This window comes from Streptomyces sp. AP-93 (genome assembly GCF_022808175.1).
GTDB lineage: Bacteria > Actinomycetota > Actinomycetes > Streptomycetales > Streptomycetaceae > Streptomyces.
In genome coordinates this window covers 633,346-649,122 of the sequence record NZ_JALGBX010000001.1, presented here as the reverse complement: position 1 = coordinate 649,122, position 15,777 = coordinate 633,346, and the positions used below count along the sequence as shown (strand labels likewise).

Below are 15,777 nucleotides of genomic sequence, written 5' to 3'. Positions count from 1 at the left end.
GAACGAGCTGTTCCCGCTGAGCGGGAAGCTCCTCGGAAGTTCTCCGACGCTCCCCGGAACTCCTCGAAACGACTACTTGAAGTATTACTGAATGAAATAGACCCCTCCGGGTGCTTCCCTCCGGCCGGGGGCGCGTGGCAGGGTCGCCCCAACGCCTCACGCAGGGGGTTTTCTCGTGCTTGACCAGTTCATGGAGCAGGTCGCGGAGACCGAGCTCGCACCGCTTTCGCTGCTGGAGAAGGCCGCGAAAGTGCTGGGCGCCTTCGAGGGTCCACAGCCGCGGCTGTCGCTCACCGAGGTCGTACGCCGCTCCGGAATCCCACGTTCTTCCGCCCACCGGATCCTCGACCAGCTGGTGCAGTTGCGCTGGCTGGACCGCGAGGGCCGGGACTACCGCATGGGCATGCGCATGCTGGAGCTGGGCGCGCTCGCCTCCCACCACAACCGGCTGCGCCGGGCCGCGCTGCCGCTCCTGCACGCGCTGCACGAGCAGACGGGCCGGGTGGTGCACCTGTCGGTGCTCGACGGGGCCGAGGTGGTGTGCCTGGAGCGGATCGGCGGTTCGGAGGCCACCACGGTGCCCTCGCGGGTCGGCGGCCGGATGCCGGCGTACTGCACGGCCGCCGGCAAGGCGATCCTCGCGTTCAGTGATCCCGCCGCGGTGGAACACGTCCTCGCGCAGGGGCTGCGCCCGCGCACCGCGCGCACCCTGATCCGGCCGCTCGCTCTGCGTTCGGAGCTGACGGCGGTCCGCGAGCGCGGGGTGGCGTACGACCGGGAGGAGAGCTTCCGGGGCATCTGCTGCGTGGCCGCTCCGCTGCGGGGCGCCGGGCGGGCCGTGGCCGCGGTCTCGGTGTCCTCCTGCCGGGGCGACCGGGAGACGGCCCGCCTCGCGCCGGCGGTACTGGCCTGCGCGCGGTCGGTGTGGCGGGAGCTGTACGGACCGGGCCGGCCGGGGCGGGCCGCGGCCGCGCCGGCGCGGGACCTGGAGCCGGCGGTCTCGGCGCAGGCGATGGACAACATGATGGGGTGGCTGCGGTTCAGCGAGTGGATGTAGTGGGTAGTGGTACCCCAACGCACGAGTGAACGAGTCCGGGCCCGACCCCTCGCCAGGGGGCCGGGCCCGCGGCCGTTCGGCGGGGCCGTTCAGCCGTCGTAGCTGATGCGGACGCGGTCTCCGAGCGGCAGGGCCTGGCAGGCCAGGACGTAGCCGTCCGCCAGGTCCTCGGGGGCCAGGACCTCGTTTCGGACCATCTTGACCTCGCCTTCCAGCACCCGGCAGCAGCACGCGCTGCAAGCACCTTCGCGGCAGGAGTACGGAGCGGGGACGCCTGCGGCGAGCAGGACGTCGAGCAGCGGGGTCCCCGCGGTCCAGTCCACGGTGTGCACGGCCCCCTCGAACTCCACCTCGGCGGTGGTGCCGCCCGCCCCGGCCGCGGCGGGAGCGGGGGCGGGACCCGGCGCGGGGGCCGCCACCGCCGGGGTGAAGACGTCACCGCTCAGGGAGAAGTACCGCTCCCGGTGGATCGACCGGCCCTGTCCCCCCGCGGAGCGAACGGCCGCCTCCGCCGCGTCCATCAGCGGAGCGGGCCCGCACAGGTAGGCCTCGCGGCCCGCGTACGGGGCCACGAGCGGGCCCAGCTGCGGGGCGGTCGGCAGTCCCTGGAGGGTCTCCAGCCAGTGCACGACGGTGAGCCGCCCGGGGTGTTCCTCGGCGAGCCCCCACAGCTCGTCGCGGAAGATCACCGAGCCGGGGTCGCGGTTGGCGTACACCAGGGCGACGTGGCTCCGGCCGGCCAGGAGCGCCGACTTCGCGACCGACAGCACCGGGGTGATGCCGCTGCCGCCCGCCACCAGGAGCAGGTCCCGGTCCAGGTCGGGCGGGGTGAAGGTGCCCGCGGGGGGCAGGATCTCCAGCTCGTCGCCGATGGCCACGTCCTGGCACAGCCAGCCGGAGCCGACGCCGCCGGGGACCCGTTTGACGGTGATGCGCAGCGGGTCCCCGGCGTGCGGGGAGCCGGCCAGGGAGTAGCAGCGGGCGGCTCCCCCCGGCACCTTGACGGTGAGGAACTGACCCGGGCGGTACGGGAGTTCCGCGTCGAGTACGAGGGAGACCGCCTCGGGGGTCTCCTGGATCCGGTCCGTGACGCGGACCAGCAGCCTGCTGGTTGCTCCGCCCCGGGCGGCAGCCGGGGCCGGGCTGGGTACCCCCGCGGCGCGGGTCTTCGTACGACCGTCGGTGTCAGACATCGGCCGGCACCTCCAGGCGGCCCGCCAGGACGGCGGCCTCGATGCCCGCGCGCAGGGCCTCGCAGGAGCGGACGCGGCCGCTGGGGCGGCCCGCCCCGGTCTCGGCGGCGATGCGCGGACAGGCCTCGGCTGCCTCCTCGGTCCACTGGACCTGGGTGTGGGCGGGGCTGAACTTCTCGCACAGCACCACCGCGGCGCACTCCCCGCACACCACGGGGGTCATCACGGGGTCCCGGCCGCGCGGCGGGCGAGGTTCTCGGCGACCTCGGCCTTCCAGGCGGCGGTGGCGCGGGCGGTGTCGATCTCGAACTCGAAGCGGCGGACCATCTCGTCCTTGACGTCGGCGGCGTCCACGTAGAACTGCTCGTACCAGCGGCGGAGCTGGTAGACGGGGCCGTCCTCCTCGGTGAGGAGCGGGTTGTCGATGCGGGTCTTGTTCTTCCAGATCTCGACGTCCTGCTCGAAGCCGACGGCGAGGCCTTCGGAGGTGAGGCGGGCGGCTTCGGCGGCCTGTTCGTCGCTCATGCCGGGGAGCTTCTTGACGATGGTCCCGTACATGAGCATGAAGCTGTTCTCGTCGATCGGGTAATGGCAGTTGATGAGGACCGATTCGAGTTCGACGCCGCCGCCGATGTCGCTCCACAGCTTGTCGATCATGTACGAGGGGCCGTAGTACGAGGCGTCCGAGCGCAGGCCGCCGCCGGTGGAGAGGGTGCCGAGGTCCACGTCGCCGCGCGGGGTGGACTCCATGTACTGGGTGGCGACGTGGCCGTCGAAGACGTTCTTGAAGTAGTGCGGGAAGGCGTAGTGCACGTAGTAGAAGTGCGCCATGTCGACGACGTTGTCGACGATCTCGCGGCAGTTGGAGTTCTCCACGCGCAGGAAGTTCCAGCTCCAGTCGCTCCACTCGGGGTCGCCGACGCCCTCGATGACGGGGATCGTGACCTCGGGCGGGGGCGGGTTGCCCTCCGGGTCGTTCCAGACGTAGAGCTGGCCGTTTCGCTCAAGGGTGGTCCAGGCCCGGGTCCTGGCGCGGGGCGGGACGCGGCGGGCGTAGGGGATGGCGGCGCAGCGGCCGTCTGCGGACCAGCGCCAGTCGTGGAAGGGGCAGGCGACGGTGTCGCCCTTGACGGTGCCGTGGGCGAGGTTGCCGCCCATGTGGGGGCAGTAGGCGTTCAGGACGCTCAGCTCGCCGCTCTCGGCGCCCTGGAAGACGACGAGTTTCGTGCCGAAGGCCTCGATCTCGTGGGGGGCACCGTCCTTGAAGGCGGCGGCGAGGCCGAGGCAGTGCCAGCCGCGGGCGAACCTCGCGGGCACGGCGGCGGCTTCGATGACACGGGGCTCTTCTTCGATTGCGGTCACGGGTGACCCTCCACTTCGTTGTGGTGTGGTTCGGTTCGTGGGCGGGCGGGCCGCCGCTTCCCGGGGCTCCGCCCCAGACCCCGCGCCTCAAACGTCGGCGGGCCTGGATGTGGCGGCGAGTTCGAGCGCGATGTCGATGAGCTGGTCCTCCTGGCCGCCGACGAGGCGGCGTTCGCCCGCGCGCAGGAGGATCTGCGCGCCGGAGACCCCGTAGCGCTCGGCCTGCCGGTAGGCGTGCTTGAGGAAGCTGGAGTAGACGCCGGCGTGACCCATGAGCAGGGCCATGCGGTCGAGGGTGCACTCGTCGTCCATGACGGGGCGCACCACGTCCTCGGCCGCGTCGATGATCTTCAGGACGTCGATGCCGGTACGGATGCCCATCTTCTTGCAGACGGCGGCGAAGGCCTCGACGGGCGTGTTGCCGGCGCCCGCGCCGAGGCGCCGGGTGGAACCGTCGATCTGGAGGGCGCCCGCGCGGACGGCGGCGACCGAATTGCCCACGCCCAGGCCGAGGTTCTCGTGCCCGTGGAAGCCGACCTGGGCGTCGGAGCCCAGCTCGGCGACGAGCGCGGCGACCCGGTCGGTGACCTCGTCCATGACCATGGCGCCCGCGGAGTCGACGACGTACACGCACTGGCAGCCGGCGTCGGCCATGATCCGGGCTTGGCGGGCCAGGTTCTCGGGGGTGGTGGAGTGGGCCATCATCAGGAAGCCGACGGTCTCCAGACCCATCTCGCGGGCGAGCCCGAAGTGCTGGACGGAGATGTCGGCCTCGGTGCAGTGGGTGGCGATCCGGCAGATCTGTCCGCCGTTGCCGTGGGCGGCGCGGATGTCGTCCTTCACGCCGAGGCCCGGAAGCATCAGGAAGGCGATCTTCGCGTGGCGCGCCGTATCGGCGGCGATCTTGATGAGCTCCTGCTCGGGGGTCCTGGAGAAGCCGTAGTTGAAGGAGGACCCGCCGAGTCCGTCGCCGTGCGTGACCTCGATGACGGGGACCCCCGCGCCGTCGAGCGCGGAGACGATCGACCGTACGTCCTCACCCGTGAACTGATGGCGCTTGGCGTGCGAGCCGTCGCGCAGGGAGGAGTCGGTGATCCGGATGTCGAGGGTGTCGGAGTAGCTCGGGTAGCCCGGGTGGTCCGTCATTTCTGCAGCCCCTTCGCGAACTCCTCGCCGACCTTGGTGGCGGCGGCGGTCATGATGTCGAGGTTTCCGGCGTAGGGCGGCAGGTAGTCGCCGGCGCCCTCCACCTCCAGGAAGATCGCGACCCGGGCCATGCCCCCGTTGAGCGGGGAGGGATCGTCGAACTGCGGCTCGGTGCGCAGCCGGTAGCCGGGTACGTACGAGGCCACGTCCTCGGCGACCTGCTTGACGGAGGCGGTGATGGCCTCGCGGTCGGCGTCGGCCGGGATCGCGCAGAAGACGGTGTCGCGCATGATGACCGGCGGGGCGGCGGGGTTGAGGATGATGATGGCCTTGCCGCGGGCGGCGCCGCCGATCTCCTCGATGCCCCGGGAGGTGGTACGGGTGAACTCGTCGATGTTGGCGCGGGTGCCGGGGCCGGCCGAGACGGAGGCCACCGAGGCGACGATCTCCGCGTAGGCGACGGGGACCACGCGGGAGACGGCGTACACCATGGGGATGGTGGCCTGGCCGCCGCAGGTGATCATGTTGACGTTGGCCCGGTCGAGGTGGGCGGTCAGGTTCGCGGGCGGGACGACGGCGGGGCCGACGGCGGCGGGGGTCAGGTCGACGGCCTTGATGCCGAGTTCGGCGTAGCGCGGGGCGTTGGAGCGGTGCACGTAGGCGGAGGTGGCCTCGAAGACCAGGTCCGGCAGCTCGCCTTGGGCCAGCAGCCAGTCCACGCCCTCGTGGGAGGCTTCGATTCCGGCGCGGCGGGCGCGGGCGAGGCCCTCGCTGGCGGGGTCCACGCCGATCATCCAGCGGGGTTCTATGTGCGGGGAGCGCAGGAGTTTGTAGAGCAGGTCGGTCCCGATGTTCCCGGAGCCGACGATGGCGGCGGTCGCTTTCGTCTTCGGCTGCGTCTGTGGCTGCGTTTTCGTACTGATCGTGATCACCTCAGGAGAAGGAGAGGGACACCGGGCCGAGCCCGGTGAAGTCGGCGGTGTACGTCCGCCCGGCGGTCACGTCCACGGCGCGGGTGCAGGACCCGGGCAGGATCAGGTGGCCCTTGCGGAGCTGGACCCCGAAGCGGGCGACGGTGCGGGCCAGCCAGGCGACGGAGGCGGCCGGATCGCCGAGCACGGCGTCGCTGCGGCCGCTCGCCAGGGTGTCGGATCCGTTGGTCAGGGTGGCGTCGACGGCCTTCAGGTCCAGCTCGCGCGGGGCGCGGCCCTCGCCGGTGACGTATCCGGCGGAGGAGGCGTTGTCGGCGATGGTGTCGGCGATGGTGATCCGCCAGTCGGCTATCCGGCTGTCGATGAGTTCCAGGGCCGGGACGACCCGCTCGGTGGCGGCCAGTACGTCGGCGACGCTGCAGCCCTCGCCGGGGAGGTCCTCGCCGAGCACGAAGCCGACCTCGACCTCGACGCGCGGCGCGCAGTACGCGGCGGCGGGGACCGGGGTGTCCTCGTGCAGCTCCATGGAGTGCAGCAGGTGCCCGTAGTCGGGTTCGTCGACGCCCATCATGGCCTGCATGACGGGGGACGACAGCCCGACCTTGTGCCCGGTGACGCGATCGCCGGCCGCGAGGCGGTGGCGGATGTTGAGGAGCTGGATCTCGTAGGCGTCCTCGGTGTCGATGCCGGGGAAGCGGGCGCCGAGGGGTTCGACGGGCGTCCGCCCGTGCTCGGCGGATCGCAGCTGCTGCGCGACGTGGAGCCGGTGGCGGTCCGAGAGCATGTGCGGGTCCTTGCGTGCGGTGGGGGCGGGTTCGGTGCGGCGAGGCTAGACGGCCCCTGTCCGGCGCCGGGAGGGCGTTTTCCCGGCCACCGGGAAAGGCCGGTCCGGAAAGGAATCCGCACGTTCCGGGCAACCCCGGGAGACGTTCCGCGGTCTTACGTGCGGCTCGCGCATGCGCCACCGCGCGCACGGGCCCCGGGCGGCGCACCGCCCGGAGCTTCAGCGGAACGACAGCACCAGCCCAGCAAAGAGAGCTCAATGAACCTTCGCCGCATCCTGGCAACCCTGGCCGCGACCACCGTCGTGGCGCCCGCCGTCCTGATGTCGGCTCCCGCCGCCGTCGCCCAGCCGGCCGCGGCCGGGGCCACGGCCACGCCGACGCCCGCCGACTCCTTCCCCACTTGCACGACGTGGACGCAGACCCCGCGGACCACCACCGAGCTGCTGGGCTTCCCGACCCGGCTCGTCGCGGGCACCTGGTCCACCTTCACGTTCCGCACGGTCAACATCTCCGCGAGCCCGCTGGCCGCGATCGGCGCGAACGCGGACACCACCGCGTGGCTGGAGGGGACCAACTCCCCGCGCATCAAGATCACGACGCAGTGGTACGACAAGGCCGCGAAGAAGTGGCGGCCGATGCCCACGAGCCCCGCGGAATTCGCCACCGTCGCGCGGGCCCTGAAGCCTGGGGCCCGCTCCGACGTGAAGATGCGGGTGATGGCCGACCGCCGGTCCAAGGCCGGCGACGGGTTCACCTTCGACTACGGCCGGTTCGCCGGCAAGGACGGAGTCTGCGGACACGCGGCGACGATCCACGAGTACAACTTCGTGGTGGTTCCCGCCGCACCGACCCCGAAGCCCACCCCTACCCCGAAGCCCGCCACCCGCTGAGGGCACGGCCCCGCTCCGCACCGGCCCACCCCGCAGACGCGGCCGGCGCGGAGTACGGGCCCCCCCTCGGGCCGCCCCTCGGGGCGCCTCCCTCGGGTCCCGTCAGCGCGCCCCGTACACCGGCTGCGGCCGCTCCGACTCCGCGAGGAGCTTCGCCGCCGCCTCCCCCGCGTCCGACGGAGTCCACCGCGCTCCGCGGTCGGCCGTGGGGCCGGGCCGCCAGCCCTCCATGACCGTGATGCGGCCGCCCTCCGCCTCGAAGACGCGGCCCGTGACCCCGGCCGAGGCGTCGGAGCCGAGCCACACCACCAGCGGGGACACGTTCTCCGGGGCCATCGCGTCGAAGGCCCCGGCTTCCGGGGCGGCCATGGTGTCCGCGAAGGTCTGCTCCGTCATGCGGGTCCGCGCCGCGGGGGCGATCGCGTTGACCTGGACCCCGTAGCGGCCCATCTCCGCGGCCGACACCAGGGTCAGCCCCAGGATCCCGGCCTTGGCCGCGCTGTAGTTGCCCTGGCCCACGGACCCGAGCAGCCCCGCCCCCGAGGAGGTGTTGACGACCCGCGCGGCGACCTGCCGGCCCTCCTTCGCCTCGGCCCGCCAGTAGGCCGCCGCGTGCTTCAGCGGCAGGAAGTGCCCCTTCAGGTGGACCCGCATCACGGCGTCCCAGTCGTCCTCGTCCAGGTTCACGAGCATCCGGTCGCGCAGGAACCCCGCGTTGTTGACGAGGGTGTCCAGTCGCCCGAAAGCCGAGACGGCCGTCTCGACCAGTGACGTCGCGCCTTGTGCCGTCGCGATGTCGCCGCCGTGCGCCACGGCCTCCCCGCCCATCGCCCGGATCTCGGCGACGACCAGCGCCGCCGGGCTCTCCGGCCCCGGCAGCCCGTCCAGGCCGACGCCGAGGTCGTTGACGACGACCCGCGCCCCTTCCTCGGCGAAGGCCAGCGCGTGGGCCCGGCCCAGCCCCCGCCCGGCGCCCGTCACGATGACCACACGGCCTTCGGCAAGTCCCATGTCAGCTCTCCTTGTTCGACTTGTATGACTTGTTCGCAGTGGCCGCATCCAGAAACGCCGGCCGCTCACCGCCCCCGTGCACGAGCAGGCTCGCCCCGCTCACGTACCCGGCCCGGTCGGAGGCCAGGAAGACGGCCGCCTCGCCCACGTCCGAGGGCTCCGCCAGCCGTCCCAGCGGTACGGTCGCGCCGACCGCCGCGATCCCGCTCTCGTCGCCGTAGTGCAGGTGGGACAGCTCGGTCCGCACCATGCCCAGGACCAGCGAGTTGACCCGTACCTCGGGGGCCCATTCCACGGCCATGGAGCGGGCCAGGTTCTCCAGGCCCGCCTTCGCCGCCCCGTAGGCCGCGGTGCCCGGAGAGGGCCGGGTCCCGCTGACGCTGCCGATCATGACGATCGAGCCCCGGGTCTCCCGGAGCCAGGGGTGGGCGGCGAGCGAGGCGGTCATCGGGGCGATCAGGTTGAGCTCGACGACGCGTGCGTGGCGCTCGGCCTCGCCCTCCCCCAGCAGCCGGTACGGGGTTCCGCCGGCGTTGTTCACCAGAGCGTCGAGGCGCCCGTGGCGCGCGGCGACCGATGCGAAGAACTCCTGTACGGCGGCCGGATCGCGCAGGTCCAGGGCGGTGAAGACCGCCGTGCGGCCTGCTGCCGTGACCGGTTCCTCCGGCGGCCGGCGCGCGCAGACGACGACTTCGGCCCCCGCCGCGAGGAACGACCGCGCGATCCCGGCGCCGACGCCCCGGGTTCCGCCGGTGACGACGACAACCCTCCCGTTGAGCTCCATCGGCTGCTACCTTCCTCACCTAACAAATGTTTGGTGGAAAGGTAGCTGATCCGCTCATGGGTGTCTCCACCTCAAGCCCCGACAAGGGCATCGCACTCGTCACAGTCGACTTCCCGCCGGTCAACGCACTGCCCGTGCAGGGCTGGTACGACCTGGCCGACGCCCTGCGCGCGGCCGGCCGCGACCCGGAGGTCCGGTGCGTGGTCCTGGCCGCCGAGGGCCGCGGCTTCAACGCCGGCGTCGACATCAAGGAGATGCAGCGCGACACCGGCCACGCCTCGCTCATCGGCGCCAACCGGGGCTGCTACGAGGCCTTCGCCGCCGTCTACGAGTGCGAAGTGCCGGTCGTGGCGGCCGTGAACGGCTTCTGCCTCGGCGGCGGGATCGGCCTGGTCGGCAACGCCGACGCCATCGTCGCCTCCGAGGACGCGACCTTCGGACTGCCCGAGCTGGACCGGGGCGCCCTCGGGGCCGCCACCCACCTGGCCCGGCTCGTCCCGCAGCACATGATGCGCACCCTGTACTACACCTCGCGCACCGCCACCGCCGCCGAACTGCACGCGCACGGGTCGGTGTGGAAGGTGGTCCCCCGCGAAGAACTGCGGGCGGCCGCCCTGGAGCTGGCCGCCGAGATCGCGAAGAAGGACGGCTACCTCATCCGGCTCGCCAAGGCGGCCATCAACGGGATCGACCCCGTGGACGTGCGCCGCAGCTACCGCTTCGAGCAGGGCTTCACCTTCGAGGCCAACCTCAGCGGCGTGGCCGACCGGGTCCGCGACACCTTCGGCAGCAACGGGACCGGCGCAACCAGCGGAGCAAAGGCGGAATCGGCATGACCGACAAGAGCATGACCCCCGAAGAGGCGGTCGGCCGGCTGAGCAGCGGGATGACCATCGGCATCGGCGGCTGGGGTTCGCGGCGCAAGCCCATGGCCCTGGTGCGCGCACTGCTCCGCTCCGGGATCACCGATCTCACCGTGATCTCGTACGGCGGCCCCGACGTCGGCCTGCTCGCCGCGGCCGGCCGGATCCGCAAGCTGGTCACCCCCTTCGTCACCCTCGACTCCATCCCGCTGGAGCCGCACTACCGGGCCGCCCGCGAGAGCCGCGCCTTCGCCCTCACCGAGCTCGACGAGGCCATGTTCATGTGGGGCCTGCACGCGGCCGCGAACCGGATGCCCTTCCTCCCCGTCCGCGCCGGCCTCGGCTCCGACGTCATGCGCGTCAACCCCGAGCTGCGCACCGTCACCTCCCCGTACGCCGACGGGGAGGAGTTCGTGGCGGTCCCCGCGCTGCGCATGGACGTCGCGCTGGTCCACCTCAACCGGGCCGACCGGCTCGGCAACGCCCAGTACCTGGGCCCCGACCCGTACTTCGACGACCTCTTCTGCGAGGCCGCCGACGCCGCCTACGTCTCCTGCGAGCAGCTCGTCGAGACCGCGGAGCTCGCCAAGTCCGGGCCGCCGCAGTCCCTGCTCGTCAGCCGCCACTCGGTCACCGGGGTCGTGGAGACCCCGAACGGCGCGCACTTCACCTCCTGCGCCCCCGACTACGACCGCGACGAGGCCTTCCAGAAGCTGTACGCGACCACCCCCTGGCCCGAGTTCGCCGAGCGGTTCCTCTCCGGCGGCAGCGAGCACGCCTACCAGTCGGCCGTCCAGGCCTGGCACGAGGAGCAGAAGTGAGCACGACGACCGCGGTCAGCCGTTCGGAATACTGCGTGATCGCCTGCGCCGAAGCCTGGCGGGACAACGGCGAGGTGCTGGCCAGCCCGATGGGCCTGGTGCCCTCCTTCGGTGCCCGGCTGGCGAAGCGGACCTTCTCCCCCTACCTGCTGCTGACCGACGGCGAAGCCATGCTGGTCGGGCTCGACGGCTCGGCCGAGGGCTGGCTCCCGTACCGCCGTCACCTGACGATGGTCACCGGGGGCCGCCGGCACGTGATGATGGGCGCCAGCCAGATCGACCGGTTCGGCAACCAGAACATCTCCTGCATCGGGGACTGGGAGCAGCCGGCCCGCCAGCTCCTCGGGGTGCGCGGCGCCCCGGTGAACACCCTGAACAATCCGGTGAGCTACTGGATCCCCAAGCACTCCACCCGGGTGTTCGTCGAGCGCGTCGACATGGTGAGCGGCGTGGGCTACGACCGTGCGGAGGCGGCCGGGGTGACCCGGTTCCACCGGCTCCCCCGTGTGGTCAGCGATCTCGGCGTCTTCGACTTCGGGGGCCCCGGCCACGCCATGCGCCTGGTCTCCCTGCACCCCGGGGTCACGGTGGAGCAGGTCCGGGCGGCGACCGGCTTCGAGCTGGACCTCCCCGGGGAGGTCCCGTACACGCGGGAGCCGACGCCGGAGGAGCTGCGGCTGATCCGCGAGGTCATCGACCCCAAGGGCCTGCGCGACCGCGAAGTGCGGGTCTGAGCCGATGGAGACGGCATTCACCAAGCTGGTCGGTGTCGAGCATCCGATCGTGCAGACGGGCATGGGCTGGGTGGCCGGTCCGCGCCTGGTGTCGGGGGCGGCGAACGCGGGCGCGCTGGGCATCCTGGCGTCGGCGACCATGACGATGGAGCAGCTGCGGGCGGCGGTCCACGAGGTCAAGTCCCGTACGGACGCCCCGTTCGGGGTCAATCTGCGCGCGGACGCGGGGGACGCGGCCGAGCGGGCGCAGCTGATCATCGACGAGGGCGTCCGGGTGGCCTCCTTCGCGCTGGCCCCGTCCAGGGAGCTGATCGCGCGGCTCAAGGACGCGGGCGTCGTCGTGATCCCCTCGATCGGTGCCCGCCGGCACGCCGAGAAGGTCGCGGCGTGGGGCGCGGACGCGGTGATCGTGCAGGGCGGCGAGGGCGGCGGGCACACCGGTGACGTGGCCACGACCGTGCTGCTGCCGCAGGTGGTCGACGCGGTGGACATTCCGGTGATCGCGGCGGGCGGGTTCAGCGACGGCCGCGGTCTGGTGGCGGCGCTGGCCTACGGGGCCGCGGGCATCGCCATGGGCACCCGGTTCCTGCTGACCTCCGACTCGACGGTCCCGGACGCGGTGAAGGCCGAGTACCTGAAGGCGACGGTGAAGGACGTCACCGTCACCACCGCCGTGGACGGGCTCCCGCACCGGATGCTGCGCAGCGAGCTGGTCGCTTCCCTGGAGCGGGCCGGCCGGGCGAAGGCGCTGGCCAAGGCGGTGCGGCACGCGGCCGGCTTCAAGAAGCTTTCGGGTCTGACCTGGGCGGAAATGGTCCGGGACGGCCTCGCGATGAAACACGGCAAGGACCTGTCCTGGAGCCAGGTGCTGCTCGCCGCGAACACCCCCATGCTCCTCAAAGCGTCCATGGTCGAGGGCCGTACGGACCTCGGTGTCATGGCATCGGGCCAGGTCGCGGGCGTGATCGAGGACCTTCCGTCCTGTGCGGAGCTCGTCACCCGCGTCATGGCCGAGGCACACGCCGTGCTGGACCGGCTGAACGGCCTCACTCCCCCACAGCTTCTCCCCCTCCCCCCTCACCCGCTCGGCACCCTGCCACCACCAGGGTGATTCCCCTTCTCCGTTACAGGAGTTGACCCAGATGAGCCGTGCCCGAATCCGCCTGGCGACCGCGGTGCTCGCTTCCGCCCTCGCCATCGGGACCCTGCCCGCCGCCGCGTACGCCGCGCCGGCCGACAGTGCCGCCGCCTCGCGCCACCATTGGCACACGCAGTCGACGGAAACGATCCGCCAGATCCCCCTCCAGGGCGCGGTCAACGTCCGCGACGTCGGCGGCTACCGCACCTGGACGGGAGGCCGAGTTCGTCAGGGACTGGTCTACCGCTCCGACGCACTGGGCAAGCTGACCGCCTCGGACATCACCACCGTGGGCGGTCTGGGCCTCAAGAAGGTCCTCGATTTCCGCATCCCCATGGAGGTCCAGTACGACGGGGCCGACAAGCTGCCCGCCGGTCTGGCCTCCACCGCCCGCCCGGTCAACGACAACGGCCTGTACGGGCTGCTGATCTCCGCGATAGGCAGCGGTGACCCCGTGAGGCAGGAGCAGATGCTCGGCGGCGGCCGCGCCGAGGCGTACATGCGCGACGTCTACCGCGCGTTCGTGACCAATCCCGAGAACCGGGCGCAGTTCGCGGCCACCCTCCGCGAGATCGCCGACGGGAACCAGGGCCCGCTGCTGTACCACTGCACCTCGGGCAAGGACCGGACGGGCTGGATGAGCTACGTCCTGCTGAACGCCCTGGCCGTCCCACAGGACACGGCCGAGCGCGACTACCTGGCCTCGAACACCTTCCGCGCGGCGTACGACGCCCAGGTGCGGGCGGGCATCAAGGCATCCGGCCGGATGCAGAACCCCGATCTGCTGATCCCGCTCCAGGAGGTCCGCCAGGACTACCTGGATGCGGCGACCACGCAGATGGAGGCCGACTACGGCAGCCTCTACGGCTACCTCACCGACGGTCTCGGCCTGGACCTGCGGACCCTGGCGAAGCTCCAGGTGAAGATGGTCCGCTAAGCACCGGCCGGGCGTTCGCGGCCTCGGAAAACACCACTGCGCCGGGCGGCAGATGCCGCCCGGCGCAGTGTTTCGTACGGGGTTCCGCGGATCAGGCGGAGCGGCGGCGGCCCTGGCCGGCGCCACCCACGCGGCTGCGGGCCGAAGCGGCGGCGGCGCCACCGGAGGGGGCACCTCCGGTACGCCGGCCGCGCTCGCCGGAGCCGCCCGTGGAGCCGCCCTGTCCGCCCTGGCCGCGGCGGGCCTGGCCGGAGCCGGAGGCCGGAGCCTGCCCGGCGGCGCCGCCACCGGTGCGACGGCCGCGGCCGCCCCCGGCGGCCGGAGCCGCGCTCGTGCCGGTGCCCGTACGCGGTCCGCCCGAGCGGCGGCGCGCGCCGGAGCCCGAGCCCCCGCCGGCCTGGCCGGCGGAGCGCTGACGCGGCGGGGTCGCCTGCGGCACCTCCATGACGACCGGGATGCCCGAGGGCTCCTTGGCGCCGGTGATGCGGGCGAGCTCCTCGTCGGAGGACTTGATCTGCGCGGTGCGCGGGGAGATCCCGGCGTCCGACATCAGGCGGGTCATGTCGCGCTTCTGGTCGGGCAGGACCAGGGTGACGACGCTGCCGGACTCGCCGGCGCGGGCGGTACGGCCGCCGCGGTGCAGGTAGTCCTTGTGGTCGGTCGGCGGGTCCACGTTGACGACGAGGTCGAGGTCGTCGATGTGGATGCCTCGCGCGGCCACGTTGGTGGCGACCAGCGCGGTGACCTCGCCCGTCTTGAACCAGTCGAGGGTCCGGTTGCGCTGCGGCTGCGAGCGGCCGCCGTGCAGGCCGGAGGCGCGGACGCCGTCGGCGAGGAGCTTCTTGACCATGCGGTCGACCCCGCGCTTGGTGTCGACGAACATGATCACCCGGCCGTCGCGAGCGGCTATGCGCGTGGCCACGGCCTTCTTGTCGGTCTCGTCCATGACGTACAGGACGTGGTGCTCCATCGTGCTGACCGCACCGGCGGACGGGTCGACGGAGAAGGCGACCGGGTCGGTGAGGAACATCTTGACGAGCTTGTCGATGTTCTTGTCGAGGGTCGCCGAGAACAGCATGGTCTGGCCGTCGGGCTGGACCTGCTTGAGCAGGGCGGTGACCTGCGGCATGAAGCCCATGTCGGTCATCTGGTCGGCCTCGTCCAGGACCGTGATGGAGACCTGGGAGAGGTCGGCGTCACCGCGGTCGATGAGGTCCTTCAGGCGGCCGGGGGTGGCGACGAGCACCTCGGCGCCGCGGCGCAGGGCGCCGGACTGCCGGTTGATCGACATGCCGCCGACGACGGTCGTGATCCGCAGGTTGACGGCCGTGGCGTACGGGGCCATCGCGTCGGTGACCTGCTGCGCGAGCTCGCGGGTCGGTACGAGGACCAGCGCGAGCGGCTGCTTCGGCTGGGCGCGGCGGCCGGCGGTGCGGGCCAGCAGGGCCAGGCCGAAGGCCAGCGTCTTGCCGGAGCCGGTACGGCCGCGGCCGAGCAGGTCACGGCCGACGAGGGAGTTCGGCAGGGTCGCGGCCTGGATCGGGAACGGCTCGGTGACGCCCTGGGCTGCGAGGGTCTTCAGCAGCGCCTCGGGCATGTCCATGTCCCCGAACGAGTCCACCGGCGGCAGGGCCGGGGTCAGCGGTTCGGGCATGGTGAATTCTTGGGGCCTGGCTACGGGGGCGGACTTCTGCCGTCCCGCGCCAGCCTTCGGACGTCCCTGAGCCGCACCTCGACCCCGGGTGGGGCGGCGGCTGGGTCGTGCGGAGCTGGAGCTGGTCATGCGAGAAAGCCCTCCTGAAACCGGCAGGTACTGCACAAAGCACTGCAAACAAATGGTGCGAAACAGCAGACAAGCCGGGGCCCGCACCTACTCGGTGCGGACCCCGGCGTGCTGACTGCCTTAGGCGGGGAGGATGTTCTCCGCCTGGGGGCCCTTCTGGCCCTGGGTGACGTCGAAGGACACGCGCTGGCCCTCGTTGAGCTCACGGAAGCCCTGGGTGGCGATGTTCGAGTAGTGGGCGAAGACGTCCGGGCCGCCACCGTCCTGCTCGATGAAGCCGAAGCCCTTTTCCGAGTTGAACCACTTCACGGTGCCAAGTGCCATTTTTGAATCTCCTGAAT

17 protein-coding genes are annotated in these 15,777 nt (G+C 72.1%); 7 read left to right on the top strand and 10 right to left on the bottom strand.

Going from position 1 to position 15,777, the window contains the following annotated elements; all coding sequences use genetic code 11:
- The first annotated feature begins 175 nt into the window (after nucleotides 1-175).
- Nucleotides 176-1,057: an IclR family transcriptional regulator gene (locus MTF69_RS03065; protein WP_243330371.1), complete on the top strand. Its 882-nt coding sequence runs from the start codon at nucleotides 176-178 to the stop codon at nucleotides 1,055-1,057.
- An 89-nt stretch (nucleotides 1,058-1,146) separates the two neighbouring features.
- Here MTF69_RS03065 and MTF69_RS03060 read toward each other — a convergent pair whose 3' ends face one another.
- From MTF69_RS03060 to MTF69_RS03035, 6 genes are all read right to left on the bottom strand, one after another.
- Nucleotides 1,147-2,250 (bottom strand): ferredoxin--NADP reductase, encoded by a 1,104-nt coding sequence (locus tag MTF69_RS03060; protein ID WP_243330370.1) that lies wholly within the window; start codon nucleotides 2,248-2,250, stop codon nucleotides 1,147-1,149.
- A complete protein-coding gene (locus tag MTF69_RS03055) occupies nucleotides 2,243-2,473 on the bottom strand; it encodes a ferredoxin (RefSeq protein ID WP_243330369.1) in 231 nt (76 codons plus the stop codon). The genes MTF69_RS03060 and MTF69_RS03055 overlap by 8 nt, the downstream gene beginning before the upstream one ends.
- Entirely contained in the window at nucleotides 2,473-3,612 is a 1,140-nt protein-coding gene (locus tag MTF69_RS03050) for a Rieske 2Fe-2S domain-containing protein (protein ID WP_243330368.1), read from the bottom strand. Before MTF69_RS03050 ends, MTF69_RS03055 begins: the two co-directional genes overlap by 1 nt.
- Nucleotides 3,613-3,699: 87 nt before the next feature.
- Nucleotides 3,700-4,758, bottom strand: coding sequence for a 4-hydroxy-2-oxovalerate aldolase (gene dmpG, locus MTF69_RS03045; protein WP_243330367.1), 1,059 nt, complete (start codon nucleotides 4,756-4,758; stop codon nucleotides 3,700-3,702).
- Entirely contained in the window at nucleotides 4,755-5,690 is a 936-nt protein-coding gene (locus MTF69_RS03040) for an acetaldehyde dehydrogenase (acetylating) (RefSeq protein ID WP_308401357.1), read from the bottom strand. The genes dmpG and MTF69_RS03040 overlap by 4 nt, the downstream gene beginning before the upstream one ends.
- Nucleotide 5,691: 1 nt before the next feature.
- Nucleotides 5,692-6,474, bottom strand: a complete 783-nt coding sequence (locus tag MTF69_RS03035) for a 2-keto-4-pentenoate hydratase (protein ID WP_243330366.1) — start codon at nucleotides 6,472-6,474, stop codon at nucleotides 5,692-5,694.
- A gap of 258 nt (nucleotides 6,475-6,732) precedes the next feature.
- Between MTF69_RS03035 and MTF69_RS03030 the strand changes: the two genes are divergently transcribed.
- Nucleotides 6,733-7,365 (top strand): hypothetical protein, encoded by a 633-nt coding sequence (locus MTF69_RS03030; protein ID WP_243330365.1) that lies wholly within the window; start codon nucleotides 6,733-6,735, stop codon nucleotides 7,363-7,365.
- Between the two features lie 102 nt (nucleotides 7,366-7,467).
- Here MTF69_RS03030 and MTF69_RS03025 read toward each other — a convergent pair whose 3' ends face one another.
- Nucleotides 7,468-8,376 (bottom strand): SDR family oxidoreductase, encoded by a 909-nt coding sequence (locus MTF69_RS03025; protein WP_243330364.1) that lies wholly within the window; start codon nucleotides 8,374-8,376, stop codon nucleotides 7,468-7,470.
- A gap of 1 nt (nucleotide 8,377) precedes the next feature.
- Nucleotides 8,378-9,160 carry an SDR family oxidoreductase gene (locus tag MTF69_RS03020; protein WP_243330363.1) on the bottom strand — a complete coding sequence of 261 codons (783 nt, stop codon included), beginning with the start codon at nucleotides 9,158-9,160 and terminating at the stop codon, nucleotides 8,378-8,380.
- 56 nt (nucleotides 9,161-9,216) lie between these two features.
- On the opposite strand from MTF69_RS03020, the gene MTF69_RS03015 reads away from it, so the two are divergent.
- The 5 genes from MTF69_RS03015 to MTF69_RS02995 are packed head-to-tail and all read left to right on the top strand — an operon-like array spanning nucleotide 9,217 to nucleotide 13,653.
- Nucleotides 9,217-9,996: an enoyl-CoA hydratase family protein gene (locus MTF69_RS03015; protein ID WP_243330362.1), complete on the top strand. Its 780-nt coding sequence runs from the start codon at nucleotides 9,217-9,219 to the stop codon at nucleotides 9,994-9,996.
- The gene (locus tag MTF69_RS03010; RefSeq protein WP_243330361.1) at nucleotides 9,993-10,844 is read left to right on the top strand and encodes a CoA transferase subunit A; all 852 of its coding nucleotides are present in this window, start codon (nucleotides 9,993-9,995) and stop codon (nucleotides 10,842-10,844) included. Before MTF69_RS03015 ends, MTF69_RS03010 begins: the two co-directional genes overlap by 4 nt.
- Nucleotides 10,841-11,578: a CoA-transferase subunit beta gene (locus MTF69_RS03005; protein WP_243330358.1), complete on the top strand. Its 738-nt coding sequence runs from the start codon at nucleotides 10,841-10,843 to the stop codon at nucleotides 11,576-11,578. The genes MTF69_RS03010 and MTF69_RS03005 overlap by 4 nt, the downstream gene beginning before the upstream one ends.
- 4 nt (nucleotides 11,579-11,582) lie before the next feature.
- Nucleotides 11,583-12,689, top strand: coding sequence for a nitronate monooxygenase family protein (locus MTF69_RS03000; RefSeq protein WP_243330357.1), 1,107 nt, complete (start codon nucleotides 11,583-11,585; stop codon nucleotides 12,687-12,689).
- A 31-nt stretch (nucleotides 12,690-12,720) separates the two neighbouring features.
- Nucleotides 12,721-13,653 (top strand): tyrosine-protein phosphatase, encoded by a 933-nt coding sequence (locus tag MTF69_RS02995; protein ID WP_243330356.1) that lies wholly within the window; start codon nucleotides 12,721-12,723, stop codon nucleotides 13,651-13,653.
- Nucleotides 13,654-13,744: 91 nt separating this feature from the next.
- Here MTF69_RS02995 and MTF69_RS02990 read toward each other — a convergent pair whose 3' ends face one another.
- Nucleotides 13,745-15,436, bottom strand: a complete 1,692-nt coding sequence (locus MTF69_RS02990) for a DEAD/DEAH box helicase (protein ID WP_243330355.1) — start codon at nucleotides 15,434-15,436, stop codon at nucleotides 13,745-13,747.
- 120 nt (nucleotides 15,437-15,556) lie between these two features.
- A complete protein-coding gene (locus tag MTF69_RS02985) occupies nucleotides 15,557-15,760 on the bottom strand; it encodes a cold-shock protein (RefSeq protein ID WP_112447913.1) in 204 nt (67 codons plus the stop codon).
- Between the last annotated feature and the right edge of the window lie 17 nt (nucleotides 15,761-15,777).